The 20,652-nt window shown below is 71.7% G+C and carries 21 protein-coding genes and 1 rRNA gene; 5 read left to right on the top strand and 17 right to left on the bottom strand.

The window, feature by feature from the left end:
* Positions 1 to 16: 16 nt before the first annotated feature.
* Entirely contained in the window at positions 17 to 1,009 is a 993-nt protein-coding gene (gene hemB / locus EV562_RS16040) for a porphobilinogen synthase (RefSeq protein ID WP_133887502.1), read from the bottom strand.
* 112 nt (positions 1,010 to 1,121) lie between these two features.
* Here hemB and EV562_RS16035 point away from each other — a divergent pair, with 112 nt between their 5' ends.
* Together EV562_RS16035 and EV562_RS16030 are read left to right on the top strand one after the other, a co-directional pair.
* Entirely contained in the window at positions 1,122 to 1,580 is a 459-nt protein-coding gene (locus EV562_RS16035) for a MarR family winged helix-turn-helix transcriptional regulator (RefSeq protein ID WP_133887501.1), read from the top strand.
* Positions 1,581 to 1,635: 55 nt separating this feature from the next.
* Positions 1,636 to 2,049 carry an SRPBCC family protein gene (locus tag EV562_RS16030; RefSeq protein WP_133887500.1) on the top strand — a complete coding sequence of 138 codons (414 nt, stop codon included), beginning with the start codon at positions 1,636 to 1,638 and terminating at the stop codon, positions 2,047 to 2,049.
* Between the two features lie 307 nt (positions 2,050 to 2,356).
* Here EV562_RS16030 and EV562_RS16025 read toward each other — a convergent pair whose 3' ends face one another.
* The 6 genes from EV562_RS16025 to EV562_RS16000 form a co-directional block, all read right to left on the bottom strand.
* Positions 2,357 to 2,863 carry a DinB family protein gene (locus EV562_RS16025; RefSeq protein WP_133887499.1) on the bottom strand — a complete coding sequence of 169 codons (507 nt, stop codon included), beginning with the start codon at positions 2,861 to 2,863 and terminating at the stop codon, positions 2,357 to 2,359.
* A 144-nt stretch (positions 2,864 to 3,007) separates the two neighbouring features.
* The gene (locus EV562_RS16020; protein ID WP_133887498.1) at positions 3,008 to 4,705 is read right to left on the bottom strand and encodes a uroporphyrinogen-III synthase; all 1,698 of its coding nucleotides are present in this window, start codon (positions 4,703 to 4,705) and stop codon (positions 3,008 to 3,010) included.
* Positions 4,702 to 5,673 (bottom strand): hydroxymethylbilane synthase, encoded by a 972-nt coding sequence (hemC, locus tag EV562_RS16015; protein ID WP_133887497.1) that lies wholly within the window; start codon positions 5,671 to 5,673, stop codon positions 4,702 to 4,704. Before hemC ends, EV562_RS16020 begins: the two co-directional genes overlap by 4 nt.
* The gene (locus tag EV562_RS16010; RefSeq protein ID WP_133887496.1) at positions 5,670 to 7,397 is read right to left on the bottom strand and encodes a glutamyl-tRNA reductase; all 1,728 of its coding nucleotides are present in this window, start codon (positions 7,395 to 7,397) and stop codon (positions 5,670 to 5,672) included. The genes hemC and EV562_RS16010 overlap by 4 nt, the downstream gene beginning before the upstream one ends.
* Positions 7,394 to 8,164 carry a redox-sensing transcriptional repressor Rex gene (locus EV562_RS16005; protein ID WP_133887495.1) on the bottom strand — a complete coding sequence of 257 codons (771 nt, stop codon included), beginning with the start codon at positions 8,162 to 8,164 and terminating at the stop codon, positions 7,394 to 7,396. Before EV562_RS16005 ends, EV562_RS16010 begins: the two co-directional genes overlap by 4 nt.
* Positions 8,165 to 8,438: 274 nt before the next feature.
* Positions 8,439 to 8,741, bottom strand: coding sequence for a glutaredoxin family protein (locus EV562_RS16000; RefSeq protein WP_166661823.1), 303 nt, complete (start codon positions 8,739 to 8,741; stop codon positions 8,439 to 8,441).
* 129 nt (positions 8,742 to 8,870) lie between these two features.
* Between EV562_RS16000 and EV562_RS15995 the strand changes: the two genes are divergently transcribed.
* The 3 genes from EV562_RS15995 (at position 8,871) to EV562_RS15985 (ending at position 12,401) form a co-directional block, all read left to right on the top strand.
* Positions 8,871 to 9,809, top strand: coding sequence for an HAD-IB family hydrolase (locus EV562_RS15995; protein WP_166661822.1), 939 nt, complete (start codon positions 8,871 to 8,873; stop codon positions 9,807 to 9,809).
* Between the two features lie 312 nt (positions 9,810 to 10,121).
* On the top strand, positions 10,122 to 10,916 hold the full coding sequence (locus tag EV562_RS15990) for an ECF subfamily RNA polymerase sigma factor, BldN family (protein WP_059299812.1): 795 nt from the start codon (positions 10,122 to 10,124) through the stop codon (positions 10,914 to 10,916).
* A 234-nt stretch (positions 10,917 to 11,150) separates the two neighbouring features.
* Positions 11,151 to 12,401: a DUF5667 domain-containing protein gene (locus EV562_RS15985; protein ID WP_166661821.1), complete on the top strand. Its 1,251-nt coding sequence runs from the start codon at positions 11,151 to 11,153 to the stop codon at positions 12,399 to 12,401.
* Positions 12,402 to 12,647: 246 nt separating this feature from the next.
* Here the strand turns inward: EV562_RS15985 and EV562_RS15980 are convergent, their stop codons facing one another.
* The 10 genes from EV562_RS15980 to rrf form a co-directional block, all read right to left on the bottom strand.
* Positions 12,648 to 13,688 carry a lysophospholipid acyltransferase family protein gene (locus EV562_RS15980; protein ID WP_133887492.1) on the bottom strand — a complete coding sequence of 347 codons (1,041 nt, stop codon included), beginning with the start codon at positions 13,686 to 13,688 and terminating at the stop codon, positions 12,648 to 12,650.
* Between the two features lie 14 nt (positions 13,689 to 13,702).
* The gene (locus EV562_RS15975; RefSeq protein ID WP_133887491.1) at positions 13,703 to 14,764 is read right to left on the bottom strand and encodes an NAD-dependent epimerase/dehydratase family protein; all 1,062 of its coding nucleotides are present in this window, start codon (positions 14,762 to 14,764) and stop codon (positions 13,703 to 13,705) included.
* Between the two features lie 189 nt (positions 14,765 to 14,953).
* Positions 14,954 to 15,052, bottom strand: a complete 99-nt coding sequence (locus EV562_RS15970; protein WP_003948845.1) for an AURKAIP1/COX24 domain-containing protein — start codon at positions 15,050 to 15,052, stop codon at positions 14,954 to 14,956.
* Between the two features lie 109 nt (positions 15,053 to 15,161).
* Positions 15,162 to 15,374: a helix-turn-helix domain-containing protein gene (locus tag EV562_RS15965; RefSeq protein WP_166661820.1), complete on the bottom strand. Its 213-nt coding sequence runs from the start codon at positions 15,372 to 15,374 to the stop codon at positions 15,162 to 15,164.
* A 129-nt stretch (positions 15,375 to 15,503) separates the two neighbouring features.
* Positions 15,504 to 16,319, bottom strand: a complete 816-nt coding sequence (locus tag EV562_RS15960; RefSeq protein WP_133887849.1) for a phosphatase — start codon at positions 16,317 to 16,319, stop codon at positions 15,504 to 15,506.
* Between the two features lie 332 nt (positions 16,320 to 16,651).
* Entirely contained in the window at positions 16,652 to 17,824 is a 1,173-nt protein-coding gene (locus EV562_RS15955) for an acetoin utilization protein AcuC (protein WP_133887489.1), read from the bottom strand.
* The gene (locus tag EV562_RS15950; protein ID WP_133887488.1) at positions 17,775 to 19,025 is read right to left on the bottom strand and encodes an MFS transporter; all 1,251 of its coding nucleotides are present in this window, start codon (positions 19,023 to 19,025) and stop codon (positions 17,775 to 17,777) included. Before EV562_RS15950 ends, EV562_RS15955 begins: the two co-directional genes overlap by 50 nt.
* 23 nt (positions 19,026 to 19,048) lie before the next feature.
* Positions 19,049 to 19,774 carry a VC0807 family protein gene (locus EV562_RS15945; RefSeq protein WP_133887487.1) on the bottom strand — a complete coding sequence of 242 codons (726 nt, stop codon included), beginning with the start codon at positions 19,772 to 19,774 and terminating at the stop codon, positions 19,049 to 19,051.
* A 76-nt stretch (positions 19,775 to 19,850) separates the two neighbouring features.
* Complete coding sequence (locus EV562_RS15940) at positions 19,851 to 20,498, bottom strand: HAD family hydrolase (protein ID WP_133887486.1); 648 nt, start codon at positions 20,496 to 20,498, stop codon at positions 19,851 to 19,853.
* A gap of 62 nt (positions 20,499 to 20,560) precedes the next feature.
* Positions 20,561 to 20,652, bottom strand: a 5S ribosomal RNA gene (gene rrf / locus EV562_RS15935); the annotation flags it as partial.

Raw genomic sequence — 20,652 nt, 5'->3', positions numbered from 1 at the left:
GGCAGGCACCGGTCGCTCAGCGCAGCGTGCGAGCGACCTCGGTCGCCCAGTACGTCAGGATGTTGCGCGCGCCCGCCCGCTTGATCCCGGTGAGACTCTCCAGGATGGCCCGGTCGCGGTCGATCCAGCCTTTCTCGGCGGCGGCCTCGATCATCGAGTACTCACCGGAGATCTGGTACGCGGCCACGGGCACGTCCGAGGCCTCGGCGACCTTGGCGAGGATGTCGAGGTAGGGCCCGGCCGGCTTGACCATCACCATGTCGGCCCCCTCCTCCAGGTCCAGCGCCAGCTCCCGCAGCGACTCCCGCGCGTTGGCGGCGTCCTGCTGGTAGGTCTTGCGGTCCCCCTTGAGCGAGGATCCCACGGCCTCGCGGAAGGGCCCGTAGAAGGCGGAGGCGTACTTGGCGGTGTACGCGAGGATCGCGACGTCCTCCCGCCCGATCTGGTCGAGGGCGTCGCGGACGACGCCGATCTGCCCGTCCATCATCCCGCTGGGACCGACGACATGGGCACCCGCGTCGGCCTGGACCTGCGCCATCTCCGCGTACCGCTCGAGGGTGGCGTCGTTGTCGACGCGCCCCTGGTCGTCGAGGACCCCGCAGTGCCCGTGGTCGGTGAACTCGTCGAGGCAGAGGTCGGACATGACGAGCAGCTCGTCCCCCACCTCGGCCCGCACGTCGCGCAGCGCGACCTGCAGGATCCCGTCCGGGTCGGTACCCGCCGTACCGACCGCGTCCTTGTTCCCCTCCTCCGGCACCCCGAAGAGCATGATCCCGGAGACCCCGGCCTCGACCGCCTCCGCGGCCGCCTTCTTCAGCGTGTCCCGCGTGTGCTGCACGACCCCGGGCATCGCCGCGATCGGCACCGGCTCGCTCACGCCCTCGCGGACGAAGGCGGGGAGGATGAAGTCGGCGGGGTGCAGCCGGGTCTCGGCGACCATCCGACGCATCACGGGGGTGGTCCTCAGCCGTCGGGGCCGGGTGCCGGGAAAGGATCCGTACGTCGTCATACCACCTACGCTACGCCCGCCCCGCCCGTGCCTTTGCCGACGGGGAGTCGGCCCGCGCGGCCTCCGGGCAGCGCTTGACCTCAACCAAACTTCAGCCTCTACGGTCGACGCCATGGACTACTCGCACAGCGACTCCGAACTCGTCCGCCAGCCCGTCGGTTACTGGGCCTGGGCCGCCTACAAGGCCGTCGTCACCCGCACCCGGGCCGCCCTCGCCGAACTCGGCACGACCCAGCCCCAGTGGTGGGTCCTCGCCCAGGTGGCCCGCGCGGGCGCCCCGAAGACCCGCGCCGAGGTCTCCGGCCTCCTGCGGAACTACCTCGACACGGGCCCGGAGACGATGGAGGCGGAGATCGACGCGACGATCACGGCGGGCTGGATCGTCGAGGCCCCGGACGACCGCCTCTCCCTGACCCCGGAGGGCCGCACGTTCTTCGAGAAGGCCGCCGCCCTCCAGGACGACCTGAGGACGGAGCGCCACGCGGGGATCTCCGACGAGGAGTACCTGACCACCATGAAGGTGCTCCAGCGCGTCATCCACAACACGGGCGGCCGCGCCCATCACCACTGAGCCGCGTCCGATTCCTTCAAGAGAACGGCGACGGCGGCCCGCTACCGTCACCGGCATGAACAGCACCGGCAACGAGTCACGCCACCTCGGCGTCCACATCGACCGCACGGCCGACGACGTCTACGCCTTCGCCTCGGACCCGGCCAACCTGCCGGCCTGGGCCCACGGCCTCGGCGGAACCGTCGAGCAGGCCGCCGACGGCGAGTGGATCGCGGACTCCTCCCCCCTGGGCCGGGTCAAGGTCACCTTCACACCGCGCAACGACCTGGGTGTGCTCGACCACTACGTCACGCTGCCCTCGGGCGAGACCGTCCACAACCCCGTCCGGGTGATCGCCGACGCCTCGGGATGCGAGGTGGTCTTCACCCTCCGCCGGCAACCCGGGACGACCGACGCCGACTTCGAACGCGACGCCGGTACGGTCACCGCCGACCTGTCCCGGCTCAAGGAGCTGCTGGAGTCCGACTGAGGCGGGCACGGCAGCCGGGGCCTGCGCGGCGCCCCGCAGGACGTGCTTGCCCCGGGCAGCCGCGGACATCGTCAAGGAGGCCCGCGCCGCCTTCCCGGCCTTCGCCGAGGACCTCTGGGCGCTCTGCCGGTGAGCGACCAACCGGGCACGCCCGCACGACCCGCGACTCAGGCCACGCGGGCGACCTCGCCGACGTCCTCGGGGGCCACGGCCGCGAGAGGATGTGCGTGACCGGGCCGATCGCGGCCCGGTCTCTCGGGGGCCGGCCCCTGCCGTCCGGGGTTCCCCGGCGGAGTCGACCGTGCCCTCAGTCGCCGGTGGTGCCGTCGAGCATCTCGCGCAGGATGTCCAGGTGGCCGTTGTGGCGGGCCGTCTCCTCCGTGAGGTGGAGCAGGATCCAGCGCAGGTCGACGTGGATGCCGTTCCTGACCGGCCGCCGGGCCCGCTCGTCCAGCCCGGTCCTGGCGACCAGCTCACGGTGCCGGGCACTGTGTTCGGCGTATTCGTCGAGCACCCGCGCGAGCGGGAAGTCGACGGCGATACGCATCTCCCGGTCGGGGTCCTCGTCGGTCCAGGGACCCTCGTCCTCCTCACCGAGGAAGACCACGCGGAACCAGTAGTACTCGACCCAGCGGAGGTGGTTGATCAGTCCGCTCATGGTCATCAGGGGTGATCCGGGCAGGATCGCCTTGCGCGCGTTCTCCTCGGAGACGCCGTCGCACTTGGCGCGCGCGGTGCCCCGCGCGTAGTCGAGGAAGGTGGTGAGCTGGGTGCGCTCGTCCCACGCGGACGGAGTGTCGTCGATTCTTGTCATCGCGCGAAGCGTCCCCGATCGCCGCGCCCGTGTCGAGGTGTTTTCCCACCGGCCCCGGCCCGCCCGCGGCGCCCCGCCCCTCGCCCGGCGCCAAGGGGCCGTACGGCGACGGGGCGCCCCGTTGCCGGAGCGCCCCGTTCCGCCTCAGGTCGAGGACCGTCGTCTCCGCGACCCCGGCCGCCGTTCGCTCGGCCTGGTCACCGGGTCCCCGGCCTCCAGGGCCGCCGCGCGGCGGCGCAGGCCGAAGTCGGCCAGGGCCTCCGCCAGCTTGAGGACGGACGGCTCGGGAGCCATGACGTCGACGCGCAGCCCGTGTTCCTCGGCCGTCTTGGCCGTGGCCGGGCCGATGCACGCGATCACCGTGACGTTGTGCGGCTTGCCCGCGATGCCGACCAGGTTGCGGACCGTGGACGACGACGTGAAGAGCACCGCGTCGAAGCCGCCGCCCTTGATCGCCTCCCGGGTCGTGGCCGGCGGCGGCGAGGCGCGCACCGTGCGGTAGGCGGTGACGTCGTCGACCTCCCAGCCCAGCTCGATCAGCCCGGCGACCAGGGTCTCCGTGGCGATGTCGGCACGGGGCAGGAAGACGCGGTCGATCGGGTCGAAGACCGGGTCGTACGGCGGCCAGTCCTCCAGGAGCCCGGCGGCCGACTGCTCGCCGCTCGGCACCAGGTCCGGCTTCACGCCGAAGGCGATCAGCGCGTTCGCCGTCTGCTCGCCCACCGCCGCGACCTTGATGCCGGCGAAGGCACGGGCGTCGAGACCGTACTCCTCGAACTTCTCCCGGACCGCCTTCACCGCGTTGACCGACGTGAACGCGATCCACTCGTAGCGGCCCGTCACCAGGCCCTTGACCGCGCGCTCCATCTGCTGCGGGGTGCGCGGCGGCTCCACCGCGATGGTCGGGACCTCGTGCGGCACCGCGCCGTAGGACCGGAGCTGGTCGGAGAGCGACGCCGCCTGCTCCTTCGTGCGCGGGACGAGGACCTTCCAGCCGAACAGCGGCTTGGACTCGAACCACGACAGCTGGTCGCGCCGGGCGGGGGCGCTGCGCTCGCCGACCACGGCTATCACCGGGCGGCCGCCGTCCGGGGACGGCAGCACCTTCGCCTGCTTCAGGGTCTGCGCGACCGTGCCGAGCGTCGCCGTCCAGGTCCGCTGCCGCGTCGTCGTACCGGCGATCGTCACGGTCAGCGGGGTGTCCGGCTTGCGTCCCGCCGACACCAGCTCGCCCGCGGCCGCCGCCACCGAGTCCAGCGTCGTCGACACGACCACCGTCCCGTCGGAGGCGCCCACCTCGGTCCAGCAGCGGTCCGACGCCGTGCGGGCGTCCACGAACCGCACGTCGGTGCCCTCCGCGTCGCGCAGCGGCACACCGGCGTAGGCGGGTACGCCGACGGCGTTCGCGACGCCGGGGACGACCTCGAAGGGCACCCCGGCCGCGGCGCACGCCAGCATCTCCTCGGCGGCGTACGTGTCGAGCCCGGGGTCCCCGGTCACCGCACGCACGACCCGCCTGCCGCCCCGCGCGGCCTCCATGACAAGATGTGCGGCATCCCGCACGGCGGGGACACCGACGGCCGTTGACGCACCGTCAACTACCGTCAGCTGGGGCGTGCCTGTGCCCGGTTCCGACGGATCGGCATCCGTGTGCACTTCCGACACGCCCTGCCGCGCATGCGTCCGTACGACGTCGAGCACCTCGTGCTCGGCGACCAGGACGTCCGCGTGGGACAGCGCCTCCACGGCGCGCAGAGTCAGCAGTCCCGGATCTCCGGGTCCGGCACCGAGGAAGGTGACGTGCCCGTGTTCCGGACCGGCGGGAAAGGCGGTGGGGCTCAATGTGCTCGCTCCCCCATCAGACCGGCCGCGCCCTGGGCGAGCATCTCGGTGGCGAGTTCGCGACCGAGCGCCAGCGCCGCTTCGTGCGTCTGGGGCACGGGACCGGTGGTGGACAGCTGCACCAGCGTCGAGCCGTCGGTCGTGCCGACGACGCCGCGCAGGCGCATTTCCTTGACAGTCTGCCCGTCGGCCAGGAGGTCGGCCAAGGCGCCCACGGGGGCGCTGCAGCCGGCCTCCAGGGCGGCGAGCAGTGACCGCTCGGCCGTGACGGCGGCCCGCGTGAACGGGTCGTCGAGTTCGGCGAGCGCGGCGATCAGGGCAGCGTCTTGGGCGGTGTGCCCCGCCCTGCACTCGATCGCCAGTGCCCCCTGGCCGGGGGCGGGCAGAACCGTGTCGACCGACAGGAAGTCGGTCACCTCGTCGACGCGTCCGACCCGGTTGAGCCCGGCGGCGGCCAGCACGACCGCGTCCAGCTCACCGCTGCGGACGTATCCGATGCGCGTGTCGACGTTGCCCCGGATCGGGACCGTCTCGATCTCCATGCCGTGGGTGCGGGCGTACGCGTTGAGCTGCGCCATGCGTCGCGGCGCCCCCGTGCCGATGCGCGCACCGCGCGGCAGGTCGGTCAGCTTGCGCGCGTCCCGGGCGACGACCACGTCCCGCGGGTCCTCGCGCTCCGGGATCGCGGCCACGACCAGGCCCTCGTGCTGCGCGGTGGGGAGGTCCTTGAGCGAGTGAACCGCGAAGTCCACCTCTCCCCGCAGCAGCGCGTCGCGCAGCGCGGCGACGAACACGCCCGTGCCGCCGATCTGCGCCAGGTGCTCCCGCGACGTGTCGCCGTACGTGGTGATCTCGACCAGCTCAACGGGCCGACCGGTCACCTGGCTCACGGCGTCCGCCACCTGCCCGGACTGGGCCATGGCGAGCTTGCTGCGCCTGGTCCCCAGCCTCAGTGCCTTCTCAGTCATGCCGGCCCTCGGTTCTTCTCAGTGGTGCTGTTCCCGGCGCGGGAGACGGAGGCCACCGTCTCCTGGTCGAGGTCGAACAGGGTGCGCAGCGCGTCCGCGTACCCGGCGCCGCCGGGTTCGGCGGCGAGCTGCTTGACCCGCACCGTCGGCGCGTGCAGCAGCTTGTCCACCACACGCTTGACGGTCTGGGTGATCTCGGCGCGGTGCTTGTCGTCGAGCCCCGGCAGCCGCCCTTCCAGCCGGGCGATCTCTCCGGCCACGACCTCGGCGGCCATGCTGCGCAGCGCGACCACGGTGGGCGTGATGTGCGCGGCGCGCTGGGCGGCGCCGAAGGCGGTGACCTCGTCGGCGACGATCCGGCGGACCATGTCCACGTCGGCGGCCATCGGGGCGTCGGCGGAGGCGTCCGCGAGCGACTCGATGTCGACCAGGCGCACCCCGGCCAGCCGGTGCACGGCGGCGTCGACGTCACGCGGCATCGCGAGGTCGAGCAGGAAGAGCACGGGCTCGGGACGCGGCGGCTCGGCGACCGGCTCCGGGCGGCGGCGCTCGGGGATGCGGCCGGTGCGCGTCGCCGTCGCGGCGAGCGCCCCGATCAGTTCGGCGTCCGCCTCCGGTCCGGTCCGGCCCGTCTCGCGCGAGCGGTCCACCGCCGTGCCGCCCGCGGCCCACGCCCCGTGCTGCTCCAGCGTCGCGGCGTCCATGCCGGCCACGGCGGCCTCGCCCATGACGGAGAAGCCGGACGGCACGGAGGACAGGTCCAGGGGGCAGTTCTCGTCGCCACCGGTGACGGCTCCCGTGGCCGGAAGTGGCGTTTCGGCGCTCTGCCGGTCCTCCCGCACACCGGCCGCGGGGGCGCCGGCCGCGACGACGGGCGCGCCGGTGCGGCCCTCCACCGAGGCCACCACCGCGTCGGCCGTGAGCACGAGTCCGGTCGCGCCGGTGCAGGAGACGGCCACGTCGGCACGTGTCAGCTCGCCCGGCACCGAGTCCATCGGTACCGCGCGGGCCAGCACGTCCGTGTCGTCGCCCTCGGAGAGGATCCGGGCCAGGCGCTCGGCGCGCTCGAAGGTGCGGTTGGCGACCACGATCTCGGCGACCCCGGCGCGCGCCAGCGTCGCGGCGGCCAGCGAGGACATCGAACCGGCGCCGATCACCAGGGCCTTCTTGCCCCGCGCCCACTGCTGGACGTCGGCTCCGGCGGACAGCTGCTCCAGGCCGAAGGTGACCAGGGACTGTCCGGCGCGGTCGATGCCGGTCTCGGAGTGGGCGCGCTTGCCGACCCGCAGCGCCTGCTGGAAGAGGTCGTTGAGGAGCCGCCCGGCGGTGTGCAGGTCCTGGGCGCGGGCCAGGGAGTCCTTTATCTGGCCGAGGATCTGCCCCTCGCCGACCACCATCGAGTCGAGTCCGCAGGCCACCGAGAAGAGGTGGTGGACGGCCCGGTCCTCGTAGTGCACGTAGAGATGGGGGGTGAGCTCCTCCAGGCCGACCCCACTGTGCTGGGCGAGCAGCGTGGACAGCTCGGCGACACCGGCGTGGAACTTGTCCACGTCGGCGTACAGCTCGATGCGGTTGCAGGTGGCCAGGAGGGCGGCCTCGGCGGCCGGTTCGGCGGCGACCGTGTCCTGGAGCAGCTTGAGCTGCGCGTCCGCGTTCAGCGAGGCCCGCTCCAGCACGCTGACGGGGGCGCTGCGGTGGCTCAGCCCGACGACGAGGAGGCTCATGCCGGCATCACGGCGGGTACGTCCCCGTCGGGTCCCTGGTCGGCGGACGGCTGCCGCTTGCGCGCGGCGACGGGCGGCACGGCACCGGCGTCGGCCGCGGCCTCCTCGCCGGCCTTGCGCTGCTCGTGGAAGGCGAGGATCTGCAGCTCGATGGAGAGGTCGACCTTGCGCACGTCGACGCCCTCGGGGACGTTCAGCACGGTCGGCGCGAAGTTCAGGATGGAGGTGACACCGGCGGCCACGAGGCGGTCGCAGACCTGCTGGGCGGCACCGGCGGGGGTCGCGATCACACCGATCGAGACACCGTCGTCCTGAATGATCTTCTCCAGCTCGTCGGTGTGCTGCACCGGGATGCCGGCGACGGGCTTTCCGGCCATCGCCGGATCGGCGTCGATGAGCGCGGCGACCCGGAAGCCGCGGGAGGCGAAGCCGCCGTAGTTGGCGAGCGCGGCGCCGAGGTTACCGATACCGACGATCACGACCGGCCAGTCCTGGGTCAGCCCCAGCTCGCGGGAGATCTGGTAGACGAGATACTCGACGTCGTAGCCGACGCCCCGCGTTCCGTAGGAGCCGAGGTAGGAGAAGTCCTTGCGCAGCTTCGCGGAGTTGACTCCCGCGGCGGCCGCCAGCTCCTCGGAGGAGACCGTGGGCACCGAGCGCTCGGAGAGCGCGGTCAGCGCGCGGAGGTACAGCGGAAGCCTGGCGACGGTGGCCTCGGGAATCCCTCGGCTGCGGGTCGCCGGTCGGTGTGTTCGGCCAGTTGCCACGGTGCTCCTGCGGGTAGAGCGGGGCTGTAGGCGGTCATACGTCCCTACATGACCGCCCCGTCGAATGCAGGCTATGTCTTTGTGAACGCGTGCACAAAGATGGTGTCCGATTTGCCCGGCCAACGTGACCGGGGTCACGCGCCCCCGGCGCACCGAACGGGAACCGGCGCACACACGCCCTCGTCCCTCACTCATCGGGGGCAAAGCCGTACACGCTCCTCACGATCAACGCCCCCGAGACCTGGTCACCATCGATCCTAAGCGACCATACGGACTACTTGTACTGATCGGTCAGTGCCTTGCGCAGCCGTTCCTCGTTCACACGCCAGAAGGTGTGCTGCCGGCCGTCGACCAGCACGACCGGAATCTGCTCCCAGTACTGGTCGTGGAGCCGGGGGTCCTCGGTGATGTCCTTTCCCTCCCAGGGAACGCCGAGTTCGGCGCAGACCTTCTCGACGACGAGCTGTGCGTCATCACACAGATGACAGCCGGGTTTGCGAATGAGGGTGACGAGATGGTTCTCGGAGTGCTCAGGGGACTCGGGCTGCGCGGGCCCGCGGCGGAAGAGGGGACTCATGCCGGCCATTCTCGCGCGCACGGCAGACTGCCGGCAGTGAGGCCGTTCCACGGCACCGCCACCCGGAGTTCACGGTCTGCGAACCTCTCGGCTCCGAAGCGCCCGAACAGACTGGCTATGCTCACGGGCATGGCCGCTCTTCGATGGCTCACCCCCCGTAGGCGCTCCGCCACGGCGCGGAGCGTGTTGGCAGGCGAGGCCTCGGCGGAAGCGGCGCGCAAGTCCGCGGAAGCCGCCGGGACCCTGGAGACCACGCCCGACTCCGGCGCCGCGGAGCCCGAGTTCCCGGTGCACGGCGACGAGAGCGCGGCCGCGTTCTTCGACCTCGACAACACCGTCATGCAGGGCGCCGCGATCTTCCACTTCGGCCGGGGTCTGTACAAGAGGAAGTTCTTCGAGACCCGCGACCTGGCCCGCTTCGCCTGGCAGCAGGCGTGGTTCCGGCTGGCCGGGTTCGAGGACCCGGAGCACATGCAGGACGCGCGCGACTCCGCACTCTCGATCGTCAAGGGCCACCGCGTCTCCGAACTGAAGTCGATCGGCGAGGAGATCTACGACGAGTACATGGCCGAGCGGATCTGGCCCGGCACCCGCGCCCTCGCCCAGGCCCACCTGGACGCCGGGCAGAAGGTCTGGCTGGTCACGGCGGCCCCGGTGGAGATCGCCCAGGTGATCGCCCGCCGCCTGGGCCTGACCGGCGCGCTCGGCACCGTGGCCGAGTCGATCGGCGGCGTCTACACGGGCAAGCTGGTCGGCGAACCGCTGCACGGCCCGGCGAAGGCCGAGGCGGTCCGGGCGCTGGCCGTCGCCGAGGCACTGGACCTGTCCCGCTGCGCCGCCTACAGCGACTCGCACAACGACATCCCGATGCTGTCGCTGGTCGGACACCCCTACGCGATCAATCCGGACTCCAAGCTGCGCAAGCACGCCCGCGAGCTGGAGTGGCGGCTGCGCGACTACCGCACCGGCCGCAAGGCGGCCAGGGTCGGCATCCCCGCGGCGGCGGGCGTCGGCGCGGTGGCGGGCGGCACCGCGGCGGCCATCGCGCTGCACCGCCGGCGCCGTTGACCCAATCGGGATGACGTACCCCCGGGACGTCCGCTCCAGTCCCCTCGGACCGCTTTTCCTCACATCGACCACAACACGCTCTGTAGTCACACGGAATTCGAACCGATTCGGTCATCTACTGATCACTCTGCGGCAGTCGACCGAGCGTCAATCGGGCACAGAAGCGACGTAATCGATGATTTGAGCAACTGGGCGTAGCAGTGCCTGCACGAAGCGTTATTCTCCTCAGACGCAATCCGGTACCCCACCTTCGCTACGACGGGTGAATGGTTCCGTACTGCACGTGATGGAAGCTCTGCCTCTGGGAGTCCCGTGTACCCACACGTCGGGGTTGACGCCTCGGGCCTGGCTACGCTGCGCGCAACGGTCAAATCAGCCCAAGACCTGTTGCGCGGCTTCGTCCCCACCGCGTATGCCGTCCCCGCCCTCGCCGCGGCCGCCGCGCCCGCCGGTCCGTGCTACGCACTGGCCGAAGGAAGCGCCGCCGTCGGCAGACGCGCGCGGTCGTCCTCGTCCGGGGCCGCCGCCACCACCCACCGCCGCCCCGCCGCGGACAGCGACAGCGCCCGCATGATGGAGCTGGTCGAGCGGGCCCAGGCCGGCGAGGCCGACGCCTTCGGCCGGCTCTACGACCAGTACAGCGACACCGTGTACCGCTACATCTACTACCGCGTGGGCGGCAAGGCCACCGCCGAGGATCTCACCAGCGAGACCTTTCTGCGGGCCCTGCGGCGCATCGGCACCTTCACCTGGCAGGGGCGGGACTTCGGCGCCTGGCTGGTGACCATCGCCCGCAACCTGGTCGCCGACCACTTCAAGTCCAGCCGCTTCCGGCTCGAGGTCACCACCGGCGAGATGCTCGACGCCAACGAGGTCGAGCGGTCCCCGGAGGACTCCGTCCTCGAGTCGCTGTCCAACGCCGCCCTGCTGGAGGCCGTACGGCGGCTCAACCCGCAGCAGCAGGAGTGCGTGACCCTGCGCTTCCTCCAGGGCCTCTCGGTCGCCGAGACCGCGCGCGTCATGGGCAAGAACGAGGGTGCCATCAAGACGCTCCAGTACCGGGCCGTGCGCACCCTCGCCCGACTGCTCCCGGACGACGCCCGCTGAGGCGTTCACCCTTCGCAATCCCCAAGTCACCATCGGTGAGAGTCTGTTGAGTTCGCGGTCCGATCATCCGCCGTCCGTAACCCAAGTGCCACGCCGCTCGTTGTGCGGGATGCAGGCTCCCTGTGGTCACCTCCTGGCCGACTCCGATCACCCGATCGGGGGGTTTCGATCAGGGCGTGCAACCCTCAGGACCCCCTGGGGAGTCGACCGTGATGACGAGAGGAGGTGCCGCCAGTGATCGCGAACGTATCGGCACACCGGCGGGCGAACGCCTTCGCCCAGGCCCTGGAGGAGCAGTCCGACCTCGGGGCGGCGGCCGAGCAGTCCGGAGGACCGGCACCCGCCGGGGCCACCGCGGAACCGACCGAGCAGGGTCACCTGGTGACCCTCGCCCATGGTCTGGAGACGCTGCCCCGGCCCGAGCTGGACCCCGAGGTCAAGGTCGTCCAGCGGGCCCAGCTCGTGGCCGCCTTCGAGGCCATGCTGCAGGAGGGCACCGCGAGCGGCGGGGCGGCGGCGGACACGTCGGTACCGGAGCAGCGCCGCGCGCGCGGCACGCATCGGGCGGCCCCGCTGAGCAGGTTCCGGCCCCGCTCCCGGCTGGCCAAGGGCCTCACCGCGGGCGGACTGAGCGTGAGCGTGGCCGCCGGTGCCTTCGGCGGCGTCGCCGCCGCCAGCTCGGACGCCCTGCCCGGTGACTCGCTCTACGGCCTCAAGCGCGGCATAGAGGACTTCCGCCTCGGCCTCGCCGACGGCAACGACGAGCGGGGCCGGGCCTACCTGGACCTCGCCTCGACCCGGCTCAACGAGGCACGCCGGCTGATGGAGCGCGGTCGCAGTGGTCCCCTCGACCACGAGTCCCTCGGCGAGATCCGGCGCGCCCTGTCCGGCATGCGGCACGACGCCTCCGAGGGCCACCGCCTGCTCAGCGCGGCGTACGCCCACGACCCCGAATCGCTCGCCCCCATGCAGGCCCTCTCCGCGTTCTCCCAGTCCCACCGGGAGACCTGGGGAGAGCTGCGCGAGCGGCTGCCCGTGCAGCTCGGGGACGTCAGTGAGCAGGTGTCGTCGGTGTTCGACGCCATAGACGACGATGTGGCCCCGCTGGAGTCCCTGCTACCGGGGCCACCGGCCCAGGACGACGAGGGCGGGGACGGCGGCCGGCCGAGCGGGTCCGGTTCGACGACCACCGACGCGCCCGGCTCCGGTCACTCGTCGCCCCCGCGCACCGGCGACGACGGCACGTCCGAGCGCGGACGTTCCCAGTCGCACCGGCCCAGCGAGTCCGCCGACTCCGGCGACGAGAGCGACGGTCTGCTCGGCGGCGACACCGGTGGTCTGCTCGACCCGCCGGAGGACGACAGCCGCACCGCGTCCCCGCCCGCCGGCGGCATCACCCCGCCCGCGAAGCCGGACGTCACCCTCCCGCCCCTCCTCCCGGGCCTCCTGCCCGGCCTGGGCATCGAGGCGGACGACGCGGACTGAGCCGAAGCGGTGCGCGTACGGCGGTGGGGTGCCCCTGGACTCCGGGGACACCCCACCGCCGTGCCGCCGTGCCGCCGTCACAGGGGCGTCAGAAGAACACCGACCGCCGCTGCACCAGCAGTTTGCAGAGCGTGTGCTGGAGCCCATCCACACCGCCGGCCTCGCACCGCTCCGCGGGCTTCGACCGGCTGCGCCGGACTCCGTCCGCCGACCCACCGCACCCCGCCGTCGACACCCCGCTCCGCCTCAGAAGAACACTGACCGCCGCTGCACCAGCAGTTTGTAGAGCGTGTGCTGGATCTGCTCTCTCACCTGGTCGGTCAGGTTGAACATCAGCACCGGATCCTCGGCCGCCTCCGGCGCGTAGCCGTCCGTCGGGATCGGCTCGCCGAACTGGATCGTCCACTTCGTCGGGAGCGGCACCGCGCCCAGTGGCCCCAGCCACGGGAAGGTCGGCGTGAGCGGGAAGTACGGGAAGCCCAGCAGCCGCGCCAGGGTCTTGGAGTTGCCGATCATCGGGTAGATCTCCTCGGCCCCGACGATCGAGCACGGGATGATCGGCGCTCCCTGCCGCAGGGCCGTGGACACGAAGCCGCCCCGCCCGAAGCGCTGGAGCTTGTAGCGCTCCCCGAACGGCTTGCCGATGCCCTTGAAGCCCTCCGGCATCACACCGACCAGCTCGCCCTGGCGGAGCAGCCGTTCGGCGTCCTCCGCGCAGGCCAGGGTGTGCCCGAGCTTGCGCGCCAGTTCGTTGACCACCGGCAGCACGAACACCAGGTCAGCCGCCAGCAGCCGCAGGTGCCGGTCGGCCGGATGGTGGTCGTGCACGGCGACCTGCATCATCAGCCCGTCCAGCGGCAGCGTCCCCGAGTGGTTGGCGACGATCAGCGCGCCGCCCCGGGCCGGGATGTTCTCCACGCCCTTCACGTCGACCCGGAAGTACTTCTCGTACACCGGCCGCAGCAGGGACATCAGCACCTGGTCGGTCAGCTCGGCGTCGTAGCCGAAGTCGTCGACCTCGTAGTCCCCGGTGAGCCGGCGGCGCAGGAAGGACAGCCCGCTCGCGATACGCCGCTCCAGGCCGCCGTCCTCGTCGCCTTCGCCGTCATCGCCCGCGTCCGGCCGCGGCCCGGGCGGCTCCTGCGGCGCCGGGCCGGGGTCCTGAGGGGCGGCTCCCCGCAGGGGCAGCGGCTGCACCTCGCCGGCCGGCGCCGGCTCCGCCTTGCTCTTGCGCCGGCTTCCCCGCGACCGGTCGTCGTCGAACGGAATGACCTTGGCGTCCGCCATCGTTGATGCGCTCCTCAGTTGGCGCTCTGCGTCGGGAGGTGGCCGCTGCCGGGCAGGGACAGCTCCGCGATCCGGTCGACGGCCCCCGCGAGGGCCTCGGGCGGCAGCAGCCCGGCTCCACGGCCGCGTGCGAAGTCCGCGAACGCCTCGGCCGTCGAGTGCCTGGGCTCGAATCCCAGCGTCTCGCGCATCTGCGTGGTGTCCACCACCCGGCCGTGGGTGAGCAGCCGGATCTGCTCGGGGGAGAAGTCCGTCATCCCCAGCGTACGCACGAGCGAACCCGCCCAGGTGACGGCCGGCAGCAGCAACGGCACCGTGGGACGGCCCAGGCGCCGCGAGCACTGGGAGAGCAGCAGCACACCGTCCCCGGCGATGTTGAAGGTTCCGCTGTTCAGCGTGGACCGCCGCGGCTCGTGCGAGCAGACCCGCAGGACCTCGATCACGTCGTCCTCGTGCACGAACTGCAGCCGCGGGTCGTAGCCGAACACCGTCGGCAGCACCGGCAGCCCGAAGTACGAGGCGAGCGGCGTCTCCGCGGCCGGCCCGAGGATGTTGGCGAACCGCAGCACGGTCACCGACACGTCGGGGCGGCGGCGCGCGAAGCCCCGCACGTACCCCTCGACCTCGACCGCGTCCTTGGCGAAGCCGCCGCTGGGCAGGGACTTGGGCGCGGTCGTCTCGGTGCAGACGGCCGGGTCGCGCGGCGCGGACCCGTAGACGTTCGTACTGGACTTCACCACCAGCCGCTGCACCGTCGGCGACTTCTGGCAGGCGCCCAGCAGCTGCATCGTGCCGATGACGTTGGTCTCCTTCACCGACGTGCGGCTGCCGCTGACCAGCGGCGTCCCCGTCACGTCCAGGTGCACGACCGTGTCCGCCCGCGTCTCGGCGAGCACCCGCCCGATGGCCGACTGCCGGATGTCCGCCTGGACGAAGTCGGCGCCGCCCAGATGGTGCTCCGGCGCGACGGCGTCCACCCCGACGACCCGCTCCACGTCGGGGTCACGCTGGATCCGCCGGACGAACCGGCCGCCCAGCTGCCGGGCCACCCCGGTCACGAGCACGACCTTGCCCAAGATCAGCGCCTTCCTTCCGCCTGCTCCGTAGCCTGCCGCGTTCCCCGTCTGCGGGCCAACTTAGCCGGTGGGTGTTGCACCGTGATGACCGCCGGACGCGGCACGTGACGAAAAATGACGGCATTACGGCTGTGGCCCCCCACCGGATGCGGTGGGGGGCCACAGACCACGCTGACGGCGCAGCGTCGCTTACTTCTTGTTGCGACGCTGAACGCGCGTGCGCTTCAGCAGCTTGCGGTGCTTCTTCTTGGCCATCCGCTTGCGCCGCTTCTTGATAACAGAGCCCACGACTACCCTCGCTCACTTCTCATCACTCGGTTGGTGAGCGCCATGGGCCCACACGACCTACGAGGGGTCAGCCTACCGGTCCGAGCGCTGAGGTCGTAATCGAGGTCCGTCAGGCCGTTTCCACCCCCACGTAGCTCTCGCGGAGGTACTCGTGAACCGCTTGCTCCGGGACGCGGAACGACCGTCCCACCCGGATCGCGGGCAGATGACCGCTGTGCACCAACCGGTACACGGTCATCTTGGACACGCGCATCACCGAGGCGACCTCCGCCACGGTAAGGAACTGAACCTCGTTCAGAGGCCTTTCGTCAGCTGCAGCCATGACACACCTGAACCTTCCGCACTCGACGGCCACCGGCTTCCCCTTCCGGTGACTCTTCGTCGTTGCGTGCTCACTCCCCAATGTAGGGGCGGGTGATGCGAGTGGGGAAGAGGTGCACCCATCACTTCCCTACCGTGACAGACACGCCCGATTGAGTACGTAGCGGGTGAGCGGTCCGTAGTACGAGGACCGCACCGCGTCATCAACCGGAACGACGACGGACACGAGCCCTTCGGCCTCCCCCACGAACGGCGCCGGATCGTCCGTATCGGCCGGGCCGATGGCCTCGAACCCCAGCTGACCTGCCCCGCAGACCCACCCGTGGTCCCCGATCACCAACTCGGGCAGCGGTCCGCCCCCCTCGGCCGCGGCAGCCAGGGCCGTACGAACCGGCAACGGAGAATGGGTGTGTGCGCCCGGCTCACCACCGGCGCACCCGGCCCCGGCCTCCCGCACCAGCGCGACTCCGCGGACGTAGTCGAGGCGGTACGTGCGTAGACCGAACCGGGTCGTTATGTCGACAGAGCGACCCTGCGCCGGGGTGAGAACAGCACATCCCGCCGCCGACAGCGCCTCGGCCAAGGCGACGTAGAAGCCGAGCAGTCGATGCGGGTGCCCGGTGCCGAGCAGCACCGGGGCACGCCGCCCGGCCACCGCCGCGAGCCGGCCCGCGAAGGCGTCAAGCGCCGCGAGGGTCCGGTCGGGGTCGATCATGTCCTGGCCGGAGGTGTCGCGAGGATCGGCCGAAACACCACACCTCCGCGCCATCAGTCCCAGCAGCTCCCGCTGCCCCCACTCGCCCTCCGGATCGATCCCGAGGAGCACCCTGGGGTCCCGCGCGGCGAACAGACGGTAACTCCGCAGACTCACCTCCCGGGAGGTCGCCACCACCCCGGCCAGCCGGACATCGAGAAGATGAGCCCGAAGAGCTCCACGGGTCAGCACCCGACCGATGCTGCCGGGTCCCACGCCGGAACGGAGAGAAACAAAGAAACCTACGCACAGTCGGCGTAACAACCGCACCCCCCGACCGCGGACACCCACCACACACCGCCCCCGCCGCCAGCCACCACACACCGCCCCCGCCGCCAGCCGCCACACACCGCCCCCGCAGACAGCCACCACACGCCGCCGCCGCTGCGGGCAGTCGTGGGTGGGCGCCGGGGGTACCTCCCAGGCCGTTCAGGCACTGGGGGAGGCACCCCGCAACGCCGGGCAGCGCACGCACCCCGGGCCCACTCCGACGCCGGTTCACCGAACAGCGACGCCCACTGCCGTCACGGCAACAGCCCCCGCAACGGAAACACCGCCCGCCGGGCCGCCCGCACCGCCTGATCCACCCGATCCGCAGGGTCGTACCCCGCCTCCCACGAGGCCCAGGACACCGGCCACCGCCCATCGGTCATCCGCATCGGCCCCAGCTGCCGCGTCCGCGCGAACACCTCCTGCCGCCACCCCTCCGGGATCACCGTCTCCGGCTCCACCGGCCGTCCCGCCGCGATTCCCACCAGATGCGCCCACGACCGCGGCACCACGTCCACCACGGCGTACCCGCCACCCCCGAGCGCGACCCACCGCCCCCCGGCGTACTCGTGCGCCAGTTCGTGGCACGCCACCTGCACCGCCCGCTGCGCGTCCAGCGACACCGCCAGATGCGCCAGCGGATCCTCGAAGTGCGTGTCGGCGCCGTGCTGCGTCACCAGCACCTGCGGCCGGAACTCCGCGAGCACCTCCGGCACCACCGCGTGGAACGCCCGCAGCCACCCCGCGTCGCCGGTGCCCGCCGGCAACGCGACGTTCACCGCCGACCCCTCCGCGCTGTCGGCGCCCGTCTCCTCCGGCCACCCGGTCTGCGGGAACAGGGTCGACGGATGCTCGTGCAGCGACACCGTCAGCACCCGCGGGTCCTCCCAGAACGCCGCCTGCACCCCGTCCCCGTGGTGCACGTCCACATCCGCGTACGCGACCCGCTCCGCGCCCAGCTCCAGCAGCCGCGCGATCGCCAGCGCCGCGTCGTTGTACACGCAGAACCCGGACGCCGCGCCCGGCATCGCGTGGTGCAGCCCGCCCGCGAAGTTCACCGCGTGCAGCGCGTCCCCGCGCCACACCGCCTCCGCCGCCCCCACCGACTGCCCGGCGATCAGCGCGGACACCTCGTGCATCCTCGCGAAGGCGGGATCGTCGACCGTTCCGAGCCCGTACGACCCGTCGGCCGCGCCGGGGTCGGACGATGCCGCCTTCACCGCGTCGATGTAGTCCTGCCGGTGCACGAGCCGCAGCGTCGACTCCCCGGCGGGCCGCGCCGCGACGACCTCCGCCTCCCGGTCGAGCCCGAGGGCGCCGACCAGGCTGCGCGTCAGGGCGAGCCGGACCGGATCCATCGGGTGCTCAGGACCGAAGTCATAGCCCGTTACTGCCTCGTCCCACATCAGCTGTGCGCGGCCGCTCATGCCCGACACCGTATCGGTCCGGCCGATCCCCGAACGACCTGGCGTACACGACCGTCACCAGCACCAACACCATCGGCACGAGCATCGCCCCGCGATAGCTCCAGGCATCCCCGAGCGCACCCACCAACGGCGAACCGATCAGGAAACCGACGTAGTTGAACACGTTGAGCCGCGCCACGGCCGCGTCGGAGGCACCCGGACGACCGTCCCGCTCCGCCGCCAGCCGCCCCGCCGCCGCGAACGTCTGCGGCACCAGCACGCACAGCCCGAACCCCAGCAGCGTGAACCCGAGCATCCCCGCCCAGGCCCCCGGCGCCGACGCCACCACGGCGAACCCGCCCGCCGCGACCACCGCTCCGCCGCGCACCACCGCCACGGCCCCGAACCGCCGCACCCCGAAGTCCCCGACGGCCCGCCCCACCAGGGTGGTCACCATGTAGACGTTGTACGGCACGGTGGCCAGCTGCTCCGAACTCCCCAGCACGTCCTGGAGATACTTCGCGCTCCAGTTGGAGACGGTCGAGTCCCCGATGTACGCGAACGTCATCACCAGACACAGCGGCAGCAGCACCTTGAACCCCACACCGGCACCGACGCCGCCACCGGCCGCGTCCTTGCCCGCGTCCTCCACCGCGCCCCCGCCGCCCCCGTCGGCGTACCACCGGCTCCCCACCAGCGCGGCCGGCAACAGCACGACCACCACCGGCAGATACGACACCCACAGCGCCAGGTCCCAGTGCGCCCCGGCCCACGCCAGCGAGGCCCCCAGGATCCCGCCGAGACTGTACGTCGCGTGGAACCCGAGCATGATGCTGCGCCCGTACGCCCGTTGCAGACTCACCCCGAGCATGTTCATCGAGGCGTCCAACGCCCCCACGGCCAGCCCGAAGACGGCCAGTGCCACGGCCAGTTCCGCCACCCGGTCCCCCGCCCCGACACCCAGCAGCGCCAGCAGCACCACCGGCTGGGACCAGCGCAGCAGACGGCTCGGCCGCACCCTGCGCACCAGACGCTCGCTCACCACGCTCCCTACGCCGGCCAGGATCGGCACGGCGGCGAGGAAGACGGGCAGCAGCGCGTCGGAGACGCCGTAACGGTCCTGGATGGCGGGGATGCGCGTCACCAGCAGCGCGAAGGCGACCCCCTGGGCGAAGAAACCGAACGCGAGCGAGGCCCTACCGCGCCGCAGCACATCAGTCATGGCGGCGAGCGTAGGGCCCCGGCTTACCCGTGGGTAGATCCAGCCAAAGGTGAATTCTTCTCAGCTTCCCCGGTCGGGGCGCCGGCGAGGTCGCTCTCGGAGGCACGGGCCGAGGCCACCGCCGCCTCGATCATGTGGGCCATGGGTCCCGCCCCCAGCGCACCGCTGACCACGAACGCGAAGACCATCGTGACGATCATGACCACGGTTCCGAGCCAGACCATCGTGTCGACCGGGAACGTGTAGACCCCCACCACCCGCAGCGCGCACTCACCGACGAAGGCGATCCCCCACACCGCGGTGAAGCGCAGCTCCGCCCGCCGGAACCCGGGCGACTCCCGCCGCAGCCTCGCCCACGCCGCTTCCCTGCCCTCGTCCCCCTTCACCAGCCACGGCTTGAGCGTCGCCGTCATCATCGGACGCCCCAGCACCACCGACCCCACCATCGCGAACCCGACCAGGCTGCCGACCGCGCTGTCCTTGACCAGCATCAGCCGAGCGTCCCCGGTGCCGAAGCTGAGGAGCAGCCCCACCAGGTTGGCCAGGAGGATCAGCAGCGGAAGCACGTTGACCTCCCGCTGCCTGAACACACCCCACCCGGTCCGCAGCACGGGCCCCACACTGCTCCAGCCCAGCGCCGCGACCGCACTCATCCCGAACACGCCCTTGAGCACGTAGTACGACCCGACGGGCACTCCCACGTCCAGGAGCAGCGACACGAAGGTACGAGACTTACGAGGCTTGGTCATGCACACAGCTTCGCGTCCGGACGGGGTCCCGCAGTAGAAACAACCGTCCGGTACCGCGCATGACAAATGTCAGGGGTCAGTCGCGCAGCAGGTCGGCCAGCTCCCCCATGTCCGCGAAGAGCCGGGTGGCCCCCGAGAGTTTCGCGGCCGGTGTCATCGCGGTGAAGCCGAACACGTCCATACCGGCGGCGACGGCGGCCTGTACGCCGAGGGCACTGTCCTCGATCACGACGCACCGCTCCGGCGCCACACCCATCCGGTCGGCCGCGTGCAGGAAGAGATCCGGCGCCGGCTTGCCCCGACCCACGTCCTGGGAACTGAAGATCCGCTCGTCGTCGAACCACCGGTCGAGCCCGGCCTTGCGATGCCCCACCCGGATCCGTTCATGGCTCCCGGAGGAGGCCACGCAGTACACCACCCCGTCCGCGTCCAGCTTCTCCAGTACGTCGACGGCTCCGTGGACGGGCTCCAGCTCACGCTCGAAGGCGGCGAACACCCGCTCGTGGAAGACGTCGTCGAAGTCGTCCGGCAACCGGCGCCCCGTCCGCTCCAGGACGAGGTCGTGCACGCGGTGCATCGCGCCACCCATGTAGTCCCTGAGGGACTCCTCGTACGAGGTCGGGTGCCCCAGCTCGGTCAGGTAGCCGGCGAGCAGCCGATTGGAAATCGGCTCGCTGTCGACGAGAACACCGTCGTTGTCGAATACAACCAGGTCGTAGCGCATACAAAGACCCTAAACGCAGAAAACCCCGCACCGTTCCCGGTGCGGGGTTTTCTCCAATAATTGTTCGGCGGCGTCCTACTCTCCCACAGGGTCCCCCCTGCAGTACCATCGGCGCTGTAAGGCTTAGCTTCCGGGTTCGAAATGTAACCGGGCG

The sequence above is a fragment of the Streptomyces sp. BK208 genome (assembly GCF_004364245.1).
Classification (GTDB): Bacteria; Actinomycetota; Actinomycetes; order Streptomycetales; family Streptomycetaceae; genus Streptomyces.
The sequence above is the reverse complement of the archived record's forward strand: the minus strand, read 5'-3'. Positions and strand labels throughout refer to the sequence as shown.